A 12,886-nucleotide genomic window follows, 5' to 3' on the forward strand; every position below is an offset into this window, starting at 1 on the left:
GCCGGCTTTTTTGCTTAGAAATTTTGATCGGTTGGTTTTTTCGTAATCTTGTTGATAATCGCTTCATAGATTCGAACGATGAAATCAACGAACGGGCGAAGAAGATCTGAAAATCTAAAGAATAGGAACCCGATAATGATCGCGACAACAAGACTGCCCAACACATCTACAGGATAGTGATGTCCCACCCAAATTCGTGAAAAACCGGTCAAAAGCCCGAAGATGACGAGCGGCCAGCCGATTTTACGGTTTCTGAAAAGCATTGCAATCGAAATAGCTAGCGCTCCCGTTGTGTGGTCACTCGGAAAAGAAGCATCTGCATCGTGCGGAATCAGCGTATGCACTGTGTGAGCGACGAAAGGGCGTGGTTCAACATAAACTTGTGTAATCAAGAAATTAATCACAAGACCCGCAATTCCTGTAATTCCTGCGTAAAGCACGTTCTTTCTGCTTTGTGTGTTCCCGAACAGCCACATCACCAATAAGATAAGCGCATAGGCAACGATCGCGTATTCCGTTATGAAAACCATAATGGAATCGAGAACAGAATTGTGATGAGATAATCCATGGATAGCTTTAAATATTTCGTAATTCAAATAATCACCTTTTACATTTTTATATTAAGTAGACTCATCTTACTCAGAAAAAGTTTCAAATAAAAATAGAGATTGTCTGAAATCATGGTGCTTGAAGAGGATTCGAATGGGTACCGCGGTTTCTGGGGGTTTTTTCTGTTCGCAAAAAAAGAGATCCGGAGTGTCCGAATCTCTTAACGATATTACAGCGCTTCAGGTCCTTCTTCGCCGGTGCGGATATTAATCGTATTGCCGATTTCATAGACAAAGATTTTACCGTCACCCGGTGATCCCGTTTTCAGAACCCGCTTAGCGGTCTCAGTTACTTGATCAACAGGAACCTTGCTGACCACGATTTCGATTTTTAACCGTTCATATACATTGCTTTCTATTTTTACCCCTCGATAAAGCTCCGTATGTGCTTTTTGAAGCCCGCAGCCGTGAACATTGGAGAAGGTCAGAGAGGTGACTCCGATTTTTCCGAGTTCCTGCTTCAGCTTTTCAAAATTTGCCGGACGCGTTACAATTTCTACCTTGAACATTTGACCGCTCATAGCGTCACTCCTCACATAGAATCTTGATATGCTTTTTCCCCGTGCATTGTTAAATCAAGCCCGAGTGATTCTTCTTCTTCGGTTGCGCGTAGGGGAAGGAAGAGGCCTACAATTTTAATAATAACGAATGTGACAATAAATACAAAAACATAAGTTGCGGCGATCGCTACAATTTGTTTCCAGATTAAACTTGCATCCCCGTAGAATAAACCATCTGCACCAGCGGAGTTGACTGAAGTTGTTGCGAACAATCCTGTCGCGATGCCGCCCCATGTGCCGCCGATGCCGTGCAGGCCAAAGGCGTCAAGTGCGTCATCATATCCGAATTTCTGTTTCAGCGAGAAGACACCCCAGAAACAAACCGCTCCGCCAATGATGCCAATGATAATAGAAGAAAACGGTGTGACAAACCCGGCCGCCGGCGTAATGGCCACAAGCCCTGCGATCGCTCCTGATACCGCGCCGAGCATCGTCGGTTTTTTGTTGATGATCCATTCAACCAATATCCAGCCGGCAATCCCCGCTGCAGCAGCCGTGTTTGTATTAATAAAGGCGTACATGGCCACATCGTTTAATGTCAGGGCGCTGCCGACGTTAAAACCGAACCAGCCGAACCAAATCAGGGCGCCTCCCAAGAAGGTGTAAATGAGGTTATGCGGAGAAGACGCTGTGCCGTCTTTCCGTTTGCCGAGCACGATGGCCAGAACAAGGCCGGCCACCCCGGAAGAAATATGAACAACGTTTCCGCCTGCGAAATCAAGCGCGCCAAGCTGGCCGATCCAGCCTCCGCCCCATACCCAGTGAGCAACCGGCGTGTAAACCAATGAAACCCATAAAACCGAGAATAAAAGAAAAGCGCCGAATCGCATCCGCTCTGCGAAAGCCCCGGAAATGATAGCAGTTGTCAGAACCGCGAACGTCATTTGGAACATCATAAATAATGAATGGGGAATCGTGTCGCTGTAATCACCCGGATCAAATCCGACCCCCTTCAGACCTGCCCACTCCAGTCCGCCAATGATTGAATTGCCTGGTGCGAAGGCAAGTGTATATCCGAACAGCACCCAAACGATGGAAACGATGGCGATGGAAGAGAAACTGTGCATTGCTGTACTCAGCACATTTTTGCTTTTTACCATTCCTCCATAAAATAACGCTAACCCCGGGGTCATCAGCCACACGAGTAAAGCGCAAAAGAACATAAATACTGTATCGCCCATTTGCATGTCTCATTCCTCCGTATCTTTCAGAATAAAAGCAATTATTATATTTCTTCATTATAGAGAAAAAAGAATGATAAAACATTTTCATGTGAGATTTCCTAACATGTTTTTTTAGTGTGTGTTATCGATGCGGGCGAAGAAAGAAAAATGGTATTTGCCATACAAGACTTTATGCCTATAAAATAATTCTGTTTTTATGAGAAAAAAGGGAATTGACAATAAATAGAATTATATATAGTGTATTAAGTGTACTAGTTAATATAATACACTAAGGGGGATGCGATATGAATAAAGGCAGCAGGCTGCTGAGAGCGTTAAGAAAGTCCATTCCGGCGACATTCCGGTTGTTTTTGGCCTTTAATTTTGTTGTGTACGGCCTGGCGAAAGTGGTCATGGGGCAGTTTGGGGAAGTAACACCTGAAATTGCAGCTGGAGTAGGAAAGGGATTTGCAATTGCATGGACATTTTTCGGTTATTCTCATGTCTATGAAGTATTTATAGGCTTTGGGGAAATCATTGCTGCAGTTTTGCTGTTGATTCCAAGAACATCTGCGTTAGGCGCCGTTGTATTTATGCCGATTATTGTGAACATCGTCATGATTAACTATTGTTTTGATATTGGCGTGCAGGATCTCAGTACGATATTAATGATCATGTGTTTGATTCTGCTTTGGATTGACCGCCGCAAATTTATGGGCATGTTTAATCAGCAGCCGATTAACGGCAGGCAGGTGACGAAGCTATGACAACTTTTATGATCACAGTGCTTGCTGGTATGTTTGCATGCACCACCTTTTATTTTTATATAAAAGAAAAATCGTGAGATAAGCGCTTCTCCTGAGAATTTCACAAGCGTCATGCAAGAATTCATGTGAAGTGAAGAGTAAAATATGGAATGCGAGAAACACTAACAGCATCAGGAGGAAACGCAAAATGAACACACTTACCATTGATTTTCAAAACACAGCATTGGTTATCATTGATCTGCAAAAAGGAATTGTGCCAATAGACAAAAGCGGACAGGTTGTTCCGAATGCGAAAAAGCTTGTTGATGAATTCCGAAAGCATAACGGCTTTATCAGCTTTGTGAATGTAGCCTTCCATGACGGAGCGGATGCGCTAAAGCCGGAAACGGATGAACAGGCGCAGGAAGGTTCAGGTGAAATGCCGGCGGATTGGGCGGAATTTGTTCCGGAAATCGGTGTGCAGGACGGAGATTACATAGTGACCAAACGCCAGTGGGGCGCATTTTTCGGCACGGACTTAGATTTGCAGCTGAGACGCCGCGGCATTGATACGATTGTACTGTGCGGCATTGCCACAAATATCGGAGTGGAAAGTACGGCTCGCGAGGCCTTTCAGCTTGGCTATCAGCAGATTTTTATTACCGACGCGATGTCCACGTTCAGTGAGGATGAGCATGAAGCCACACTGCGCTTTATTTTTCCGAGAATCGGTAAATCGCGGACAACAGAAGAATTTTTATCTCAAGTGAAATGAAAATATCAAAAAAGAGCCGTGCTGTCTTTTTAACGGCGGTAGCTTCAGGAACGATGCTGAATCCGCTGAACTCGTCTATGATTTCTCTGGCGCTCCACAGCATCCAGCATGAGTTTCGCCTGTCGTTTACGACGGTTTCCTGGCTGATCTCCTCTTTCTATTTGGCGAGTGCTGTGGCCCAGCCTGTGACGGGAAAGCTTGGCGATTTGATTGGGCGGAAAAGGTTGTTTTTATATGGGCTTATTCTTGTGGCGGTTTCCGCCATCGGGGCGCCGCTTGCGCCAACCTTTATGACATTATTGGTCATGCGGCTGTTTCAATCGGTGGGGAGCAGTGCGATTTATCCGTCGGGAGTCGGGCTGATACGAAATCACATACATGAGCGCCAGGCTTCAGCCATGGCGGTGCTGTCCATATTTGCATCTGCAATGACGGCGCTGGGGCCGACAGTCGGCGGCTTTTTGATTGTCTGGGGCGGCTGGCCGGCGATTTTTATCGTCAATCTGCCGTTTATTATCCTAAGCTTCCTATTAGGGATGTATATGTTCCCGAAGGATCAGAAAAAAGGGGTGGGGATCAGAGCGGTTATCCGGCAGCTAGATGTTCCGGGAATCCTTTTGTTTGCCGGCGGGATCATTTTGCTCCTGTCCTTTTTGCTTTCATTCAGCACATCCCCGCATGCGTCAGAAGGTGTGATTGGTGTCATTCTGCTTGTGTCATTTGTCTGGCGTGAGCTGAAAACGGAGAAGCCGTTTATTGATGTCCGTTTGTTTAAAACGCAGCGAAGCCTGTCAGCGGTATACGTTCAGTTTATTTTACTCAATGTATTCTTCTACTGTTTATTTTTCGGCCTGCCGAGTTATTTTCAGGATGAAATGCATCTTTCTGTCCAAACGAGCGGTCTGTTTATGCTGTTCATGTCAGGAATGAGCATCGCTGTATCGCCTATTACAGGTAGGTGGATTGACCGATCGGGAGTCATCGAGCCGATTTTGGCGGGGGCGCTTCTGATGACGGCTGGCGCTGTGCTCTTAACGGTCTTTTTTATCAGCGTTCCGGTCATCGGGAAAGGCTTGATCCTGTCGCTGCTCGGCATCGGTTACGGACTTGGAAACGTGGCGCTTCAGGCGGCGATGCTGAAAACGAGCCCTTCAGACATGGTGGGAACGACCTCGGGGCTGTTCCAAACGTGCCGTTACCTCGGCTCAATTTTATCCTCCGTGATTCTGGGCCTTCTGTTCGGTAAAGAGATTACAGCGGCTCATTTTGATATCATGGGAATGATCCTTATTGCTGTAGGCGCATTGAGTCTCTTCGTGGCTTTGAGATTCACCGCCTTAATGAAAACAAGAATATGAGAAAAGAGACAGATATGCGAGTCTGTCTCTTTTTCTTGTTTAGGATGCTCAAAAATGAATAAAAGGATTGTGTATTATAGCCAATGTATTTATCTGACTTTTCAGTTATATTACGTAACATATCATGTTAGAAAACAATACATATAACGGAAGATAGACAATGCTGAAAGGGGAGCCGGCTATGGAGTTAAAAGAGAGTCAGCAGCAATCAAACAGGCTGAGCAATGAGGATCTGCTGCCTTTAGGGCAGGAAAAACGCACTTGGAAAGCAATGAACTTTGCCTCGATTTGGATGGGGTGCATACATAATATTCCGACCTACGCGACAGTGGGCGGATTAATTGCAATCGGGCTTTCACCGTGGCAGGTGATGGCGATCATTATTACGGCCTCGCTTATTTTGTTTGGCGCACTCGCCTTAAACGGGCATGCAGGGACAAAATACGGGCTGCCGTTTCCTGTGATTATCCGGGCTTCATATGGAATTTACGGCGCAAACATTCCGGCGCTTCTGAGGGCTTTTACAGCCATTATGTGGCTTGGCATTCAAACCTTTGCCGGAAGCACGGCGCTGAACATTTTGCTGTTAAATATGTGGCCCGGCTGGGGAGAGATTGGCGGGGAGTGGAATATTCTGGGCATTCACTTGTCTGGTTTCCTCTCTTTCGTATTCTTTTGGGCTGTGCATTTACTCGTATTGCATCACGGCATGGAATCAATTAAGCGTTTCGAGGTATGGGCAGGTCCTTTAGTATATGTGGTGTTTGGCGGCATGGTATGGTGGGCGGTCGATATAGCCGGAGGACTCGGGCCGATCTATTCGCAGCCTGGAAAATTTCATACGTTTTCAGAAACATTTTGGCCGTTTGCTGCCGGAGTCACCGGCATTATCGGCATTTGGGCGACGTTAATTTTAAACATACCTGATTTTACACGGTTTGCTGAAACGCAAAAAGAGCAGATTAAAGGCCAGTTTTACGGCTTGCCTGGAACCTTCGCATTATTTGCGTTTGCCAGTATTACGGTGACCTCCGGTTCGCAGGTTGCTTTCGGCGAGCCGATTTGGGACGTGGTTGATATTTTAGCGAGGTTTGATAATCCTTATGTCATCGTATTATCTGTGATTACACTCTGTATTGCCACCATATCAGTTAATGTCGCAGCAAACATCGTGTCTCCGGCTTATGATATTGCGAATGCTTTGCCGAAATATATTAATTTTAAACGAGGCAGCTTTATTACAGCCCTGCTCGCTTTATTTACGGTTCCGTGGAAGCTCATGGAGAGCGCAACCAGCGTTTATGCGTTTCTCGGTTTAATCGGCGGCATGCTCGGTCCGGTGGCGGGCGTCATGATGGCTGATTACTTTATTATTCGCAAGCGGGAGCTTTCGGTTGATGACCTTTATTCCGAAACCGGACGGTATGTGTATTTTAAAGGGTATAACTACCGGGCATTCGCAGCCACGCTTTTAGGCGCACTGATCTCATTAATCGGAATGTATGTCCCCGCATTAAAAGGCTTATATGACATCTCATGGTTTGTAGGTGTGCTGACATCATTTCTTGTCTATATTGCTCTGATGCGGATTCACCCGCCGATATCATCGGCTATTGGAAAGTATGATTCTGGGCAGGTGCGTCGAGCTGAATAAGAACTTATGCAGGTGAAATTTGAGATGGTTTTCCATAAATGGATAACTTATAATGATATAAGAAAATCCATTCTAAATAGAAATGAGAATCCAATATGAAAATATCATTTTTTATTTCTGCGGCAGCCGTTTTAACTGCTGTTATTATCGCTTTAACCTATGATAAGACGGCAGCAAATGAACAAGACTCAGTGAACTGCTTATATGTTTCTCCTGACGGCAATGATCAAAATGAAGGGACGAAAACAAAGCCATTTCGTACACTTGCGCATGCCGCTAAGGAAGCTGTTGCCGGAACAACCGTAATCATCCGGGAAGGCACGTATGATGAACCGCTTGATGTGAAGCATAGCGGCGCGGATGGAAAGCCTATCACGTTTCGAAGCTATCAGGACGAGAAAGCAGTCATTACCGGGAAATCGATGACGAGCGCAGAATATGAAACGCCGTTAATCCGCATAGACAATAAACATTACATCACAATCAGCGGTTTAACGATTGAGAATCTCTCTGTTTCATCTGAAGAAGCAACCGCCATGGGAATTTATGTGACTGGATCCAGCAGCCATATCACGATTAAGGATAATCATGTTCGGAATATAAAAACAACGGCGGACGAGGGCAATGCCCACGGAATTGCGGTTTATGGGACGGGAAGCATGAAAGACATTAAGATTACGGATAATACCATTGAAAAGCTGACACTCGGAGCGAGTGAAGCGGTTGTACTGAACGGAAACATTGACGGCTTTACGATTGCAGGCAATCTGGTCCGTGATAATAACAATATTGGCATCGATCTTATCGGATATGAAGGAACGGCAGATCAAAACGATTATGTTCGAAACGGCGTCGTAGAAAACAATACTGTCTATCATCATTCAACTTTCGGAAATCCCGCTTATGGAGATGAGTACTCAGCGGGCGGAATATATGTCGACGGAGGACGCAATATTGACATAAGGAAAAACACGGTTTACAGAAACGATATCGGTATTGAAGCAACCTCTGAGCACAAAGGAAAATATGCTGAGGATATAAAGATTACCGACAACAAAGTGTACCAGAATGCGTACACGGGTATTTCAATCGGCGGATATGACAAAGAGCGTGGCGGCACCACCGGTTCTGTGATTGCGCACAACATTATTTTCCGCAACGATACAAAAGAGCTGTATGGCGGACAGCTATTGCTGCAGCACGATACAAAAAACAACGTAATAGAAAAGAACATCATGACGGCAAGTGATTCAAGGCTGTTTATTGCCAACGAATTTAAAACCAATGAAGGAAATACAGTCAATCATAACGTTTACCATAAGGAAGCAGGTAAGGACGGCTTATGGATGTGGAAACAGACTGAATACGACTCGTTTTCATCTTATCAAAAAGCAACGAAAAATGATGTCGGTTCTATTTATGCAGATCCGATGTATCGTGACGAAGAGTCTTTTGATTTTACATTAGATCCGGATTCACCTGCGCGTCCGATTATTGAATCATGAAAGAAGCGGCATTCTATTCCGTTCAACGGAGCAGAATGCCGTTTTTTTATGCAAAAAAAGACTGCCGGCAAACTCCGGCAGTCTGACAAGCTATTCTGCAATCGACACTTTTCCTTCAGGTTCGGCGACAGCCGTTTTTTTCTGGCTCCATGCATAGAGGAGAAGAGAAATCAGAACAAATAGACCCGCTGTTAAGTAAATAGATGAGAAGCCAGCGGAAGCAACGAATAATCCGAACACATACGATCCAGCGGCAATTCCGCTGTCAAAGAACGTAAAGAACGTCGCTGTCGCAAATCCTGAACGGTGTGCCGGTGAATTTTGTATCGCCAGCGTTTGCATGCACGGCACGATTGAGCCGTATCCGAGTCCGATCACCGCTCCGGATAATAGCAGCATCCAGCTGCTATGCGTAAAGGCAAGCATGCAAAGTCCGACAGAGAAAATCAGGATTGAAGGGTAAATCACAATCCCCGGTCCGACTTTGTCGAACAGTTTGCCTGTAAACGGACGCGCGACCATCATCGTAACGGCAAAGCATACAAAGAAGTAGCCGCTGACATTTAATAGATCAATAGACTTAGCAAAAACGGACAAAAATGCCGTAACTGTTGAATAACAGAATGATATAAACAACCCTACAATCGCAATCTTAAGCGCGCCTTTTTCAAACATATCCGACAGAGAGAAGCGGAATACAGTCGTTCCGCTGCTGAGGCTGTTTGGCACTTTAATGAGTAATGTAACAAACAGCCCGACAATCATAAACAACGCAAAAATTGTAAAGAAGACAGAGAAAGGCACAATTTTCACCAGGCTCAATCCGAGAAACGGACCGATAGCCATTGCGAGGTTCATAGACATGGCAAAGTATCCAAGCCCTTCGCCGCGGCGTTTAACTGGAATGATATCAGCTGCGATCGCGCCGGTTACAGTGGTTAAAATACTGAACCAGATTCCTTGGAAGAACCGCAATCCAAGCAGCAGATAGAAGTTATGAATTGGCAGGTAAAGAAAAGACGAAAGGGCAAAAATTGCCATCGATACAATCGCCATTCTCTTTTTCCCAAACCGTTCTATAATAGCTCCTGAAAAAGGACGTGTGAAAATGGCGGATAACAGGAACAGACTGATCAACAGCCCTCCCTGAGATTCAGTACCTCCCAGCTCCTGCATCATATAGATAGGCAGAACAGTCAAAAATGTATAAAAGAACACAAAAACAAACAAGTTCACGAGAACGACCATAATAAAATCTTTGGTCCAAATCGGTTCAGACTTTTTCAAATGTATGTCACTTCCTTATTTCATTGTTGTAAAAACAAACGAAATAAATGAGAAAACGCTTCTTTATCTTCATCACGGAAATCTGCAAGCAGTTCTTCCTCAAATTTAAGCATTTTCACATTGATTTCTTCATATTTTTTCTCTGCTTCTTTTGTGAGGACAACGAGTTTTTCCCGTTTGTCTTCACCTTGCCGTCTCTGTACCCAGCCGTTTTCTTCAAGGCGTTTGATCGTCCGGGTCACCGTTGGCGCTTCCACATTTAAATAGGACCAAATCTCCTTTTGAGTCATTGGTCCGATCGTACGCAAACAATATAAAATTGACCATTGAGATGAGTAAAGACCGAATGGCTCCAGCTGTTCATTGGCTTTTTTGGCAATCAGGCGGGCGCTTTGGTTGATTTGATGAATGAGGTGTCTGTTGACGTAGGTCATTTCGGTCTCCTTCTAAAAAAACTTACCTAAGTAACTAATTGCTTTTTTCATTTTACAGGAGCGATGAAAGGATGTAAAGATATAAATTTAGTGACGCGAAATAATTAGCGGAAGTTGAAAAGTTCGTTTCACCCCTTGTCCTTATTGAGTTTTTAGCATATTCCCACAAGAATGCTAATACACTGTTACAAACCTAACAAAGAGAGTGTTTGAGGTGAGGGATCGTGGGCATATTTCACAAACTTACTTTTAAAACCATACAACAAAGAAGCTGCATAATGAATGACTCTTTACAGAATACGGATCTCATTTCACACTTCTCACATCCATTTTAGGGAGGTCGAGTGGTGTGCACGATTACATCAAAGAGCGAACAATCAAGATAGGAAAGTACATCGTGGAGACAAAGAAAACCGTTCGTGTCATTGCGAAGGAATTTGGTGTTTCCAAAAGTACAGTACACAAGGATTTAACAGAGCGTCTGCCTGAAATCAATCCTGACTTGGCAAACGAAGTGAAAGAAATACTCGATTATCATAAATCCATCAGGCATTTAAGAGGAGGAGAAGCAACAAAACTCAAGTATAAAAAGGATGAAATTCTTGAAGGAGAACCCGTTCGCCAGCCATAATCACTTAGGAAAAATCAACTGCATTGTCTTCCGGAAATCGTTTGTAGATCATCCGCAAAAATTTGTAAAGAACTTAATGTGCTTCCAACTTTTTTTCTATATTTTATGATAATATATATAATTAGGGCACAATGTGGATATTTACTGTGAAACAGATTTTCAAGGAGGATATAAATAGATGTTTGCAAGGGATATTGGTATTGACCTCGGTACTGCAAATGTACTGATCCATGTTAAAGGTAAAGGAATTGTTCTGAATGAACCTTCCGTAGTTGCACTTGATAAAAACAGCGGCAAAGTGCTGGCGGTTGGCGAAGAGGCAAGACGAATGGTTGGACGTACACCTGGGAATATTGTTGCGATTCGCCCGCTGAAAGACGGAGTTATTGCTGATTTTGAAGTAACAGAAGCAATGCTGAAACATTTTATTAACAAGCTGAACGTAAAAGGCCTGTTCTCAAAACCGCGCATGCTTATTTGCTGCCCGACGAATATTACATCAGTTGAGCAAAAAGCAATCAAAGAAGCTGCTGAAAAAAGCGGCGGTAAACATGTGTACCTTGAAGAAGAACCGAAAGTTGCCGCTATTGGCGCGGGTATGGAAATATTCCAGCCGAGCGGTAACATGGTTGTAGACATCGGAGGCGGGACGACGGATATCGCAGTCATCTCAATGGGCGATATTGTCACCTCCTCTTCTATTAAAATGGCTGGGGACAAGTTTGACATGGAAATCTTAAATTACATCAAACGCGAGTACAAGCTGCTGATCGGCGAACGTACTGCGGAAGATATTAAGATTAAAGTCGCAACAGTTTTCCCAGACGCACGTCAAGAAGAAATTTCCATTCGCGGACGGGACATGGTTTCCGGTCTTCCAAGAACAATTACAGTAAACAGCAAAGAAGTAGAAGAAGCCCTTCGTGAATCTGTAGCTGTTATTGTGCAGGCAGCGAAACAAGTGCTTGAAAGAACACCGCCTGAACTGTCCGCTGATATCATTGACCGCGGCGTTATCATTACCGGTGGAGGCGCGCTCTTAAACGGCCTCGACCAGCTGCTCGCTGAAGAGCTGAAGGTTCCGGTGCTTGTCGCTGAAAATCCAATGGATTGTGTGGCGGTCGGCACAGGTGTTATGCTTGATAATATGGACAAGCTTCCTAAACGCAAACTAAGCTGATCACTCAAACCTCATTCTGAAAAAGAATGGGGTTTTTTTATGAAAACTCTTCACGAATTGATGAGAAATGCCGATAATAGGATAAAATACTTATTTGTATTATAGAACGAATGTTCCTACATGACAACTGGAAAAAATGCCATTTTAGAGGTGGAAAACTTGTTAAAAGGATTATATACCGCAACATCCGCAATGATTGCCCAGCAGCGCAGAACGGAAATGCTTTCAAATAATATCGCAAACGCAAATACATCCGGATATAAAGCAGAACAAGGCTCGATGCGTGCGTTCCCTGAGATGCTTCTCAGCAGAATTGAAGCAAAATCTCCGGCCGGCACATCGAAAACAGAAATCGGTTCCGTTAATACCGGTGTATATATGCAGGAGCTTAAGCCTCTTTTCACACAGGGAAGCCTTAAGTCGACGGATCAGCCTACAGACATCACATTGATTGAACATCAAGTTCCGGTAAATGCAGAAACAAATGAAAATGCGGCCCTTTTTTATCCGGTTCAAACGGCGAATGGTGTCCGTTATTCCAAAAGCAGCACGTTTTCTTTAAATGAGAACAATCAGCTGACAATCAACGGAAATACCATTTTATCCACGACAGGACAGCCGATTACGGTCGATAATGAAAATTTCACTGTGTCTGAAAACGGTACTGTTACTGCGAACGGACGAACAGCCGGACAGATTGATGTCAGAATGGCAGAGGACGTCAGAAATCTAAAAAAAGATGGCAATGATTTGTACAGCACGGCTGACGGAAATGACCTGCCGAGTGCGGCTGGCAATAACCAAGTATCCTATTCATTAAAACAAGGCGTTTCCGAGCTTTCGAATGTTGATGTGACGAGCGCCTATACAGAAATGACTGAAGCGTACAGATCGTTTGAAGCAAACCAGAAGGTCATTCAAGCGTATGACAAAAGTATGGACAAAGCAGCCAATGAAATCGGAAAAATATAAGATAACGGAAGAA

Annotated in this window: 14 protein-coding genes; 9 read left to right on the forward strand and 5 right to left on the reverse strand. The window is 44.3% G+C overall.

Annotated elements, in window-relative coordinates; genetic code table 11:
• Positions 1 to 14: 14 nt before the first annotated feature.
• The 3 genes from bcrC to amtB form a co-directional block, all read right to left on the reverse strand.
• Positions 15 to 596, reverse strand: coding sequence for an undecaprenyl-diphosphate phosphatase BcrC (gene bcrC / locus KXD37_RS08270; protein ID WP_024123128.1), 582 nt, complete (start codon positions 594 to 596; stop codon positions 15 to 17).
• Positions 597 to 778: 182 nt separating this feature from the next.
• A complete protein-coding gene (locus tag KXD37_RS08275; protein ID WP_010332189.1) occupies positions 779 to 1,129 on the reverse strand; it encodes a P-II family nitrogen regulator in 351 nt (116 codons plus the stop codon).
• Between the two features lie 11 nt (positions 1,130 to 1,140).
• Positions 1,141 to 2,355 (reverse strand): ammonium transporter AmtB, encoded by a 1,215-nt coding sequence (gene amtB / locus KXD37_RS08280; protein ID WP_024123127.1) that lies wholly within the window; start codon positions 2,353 to 2,355, stop codon positions 1,141 to 1,143.
• 281 nt (positions 2,356 to 2,636) lie between these two features.
• Here amtB and KXD37_RS08285 point away from each other — a divergent pair, with 281 nt between their 5' ends.
• The 5 genes from KXD37_RS08285 (at position 2,637) to KXD37_RS08305 (ending at position 8,369) form a co-directional block, all read left to right on the forward strand.
• The gene (locus KXD37_RS08285) at positions 2,637 to 3,098 is read left to right on the forward strand and encodes a hypothetical protein (RefSeq protein WP_106019701.1); all 462 of its coding nucleotides are present in this window, start codon (positions 2,637 to 2,639) and stop codon (positions 3,096 to 3,098) included.
• 187 nt (positions 3,099 to 3,285) lie between these two features.
• Positions 3,286 to 3,852, forward strand: a complete 567-nt coding sequence (locus tag KXD37_RS08290; RefSeq protein WP_106019700.1) for an isochorismatase family protein — start codon at positions 3,286 to 3,288, stop codon at positions 3,850 to 3,852.
• Complete coding sequence (locus KXD37_RS08295) at positions 3,849 to 5,210, forward strand: MFS transporter (RefSeq protein WP_254517915.1); 1,362 nt, start codon at positions 3,849 to 3,851, stop codon at positions 5,208 to 5,210. Before KXD37_RS08290 ends, KXD37_RS08295 begins: the two co-directional genes overlap by 4 nt.
• Positions 5,211 to 5,391: 181 nt before the next feature.
• A complete protein-coding gene (gene pucI / locus KXD37_RS08300) occupies positions 5,392 to 6,864 on the forward strand; it encodes an allantoin permease (RefSeq protein ID WP_095712834.1) in 1,473 nt (490 codons plus the stop codon).
• Positions 6,865 to 6,959: 95 nt separating this feature from the next.
• Positions 6,960 to 8,369: a nitrous oxide reductase family maturation protein NosD gene (locus KXD37_RS08305; RefSeq protein ID WP_254517914.1), complete on the forward strand. Its 1,410-nt coding sequence runs from the start codon at positions 6,960 to 6,962 to the stop codon at positions 8,367 to 8,369.
• A 90-nt stretch (positions 8,370 to 8,459) separates the two neighbouring features.
• Here the strand turns inward: KXD37_RS08305 and KXD37_RS08310 are convergent, their stop codons facing one another.
• Both KXD37_RS08310 and KXD37_RS08315 read right to left on the reverse strand, forming a co-directional pair.
• A complete protein-coding gene (locus KXD37_RS08310; protein WP_106019697.1) occupies positions 8,460 to 9,656 on the reverse strand; it encodes an MFS transporter in 1,197 nt (398 codons plus the stop codon).
• Between the two features lie 20 nt (positions 9,657 to 9,676).
• Positions 9,677 to 10,090 (reverse strand): MarR family winged helix-turn-helix transcriptional regulator, encoded by a 414-nt coding sequence (locus tag KXD37_RS08315; RefSeq protein WP_044159667.1) that lies wholly within the window; start codon positions 10,088 to 10,090, stop codon positions 9,677 to 9,679.
• Between the two features lie 224 nt (positions 10,091 to 10,314).
• On the opposite strand from KXD37_RS08315, the gene KXD37_RS08320 reads away from it, so the two are divergent.
• The 4 genes from KXD37_RS08320 to KXD37_RS08335 all read left to right on the forward strand — a co-directional run bounded on the left by KXD37_RS08320 (position 10,315) and on the right by KXD37_RS08335 (position 12,873).
• Positions 10,315 to 10,425 (forward strand): protein usd, encoded by a 111-nt coding sequence (locus KXD37_RS08320; RefSeq protein WP_082687840.1) that lies wholly within the window; start codon positions 10,315 to 10,317, stop codon positions 10,423 to 10,425.
• Positions 10,426 to 10,439: 14 nt separating this feature from the next.
• Positions 10,440 to 10,721: a sporulation transcriptional regulator SpoIIID gene (gene spoIIID / locus KXD37_RS08325; protein ID WP_010332180.1), complete on the forward strand. Its 282-nt coding sequence runs from the start codon at positions 10,440 to 10,442 to the stop codon at positions 10,719 to 10,721.
• A 178-nt stretch (positions 10,722 to 10,899) separates the two neighbouring features.
• A complete protein-coding gene (mbl, locus tag KXD37_RS08330) occupies positions 10,900 to 11,901 on the forward strand; it encodes a cell shape-determining protein Mbl (protein WP_014115458.1) in 1,002 nt (333 codons plus the stop codon).
• Between the two features lie 159 nt (positions 11,902 to 12,060).
• A complete protein-coding gene (locus KXD37_RS08335; RefSeq protein WP_105990828.1) occupies positions 12,061 to 12,873 on the forward strand; it encodes a flagellar hook-basal body protein in 813 nt (270 codons plus the stop codon).
• Positions 12,874 to 12,886: the final 13 nt, after the last annotated feature.

The sequence above is a fragment of the Bacillus sp. XT-2 genome, assembly GCF_025696525.1.
GTDB classification, from domain to species: domain Bacteria; phylum Bacillota; class Bacilli; order Bacillales; family Bacillaceae; genus Bacillus; species Bacillus halotolerans.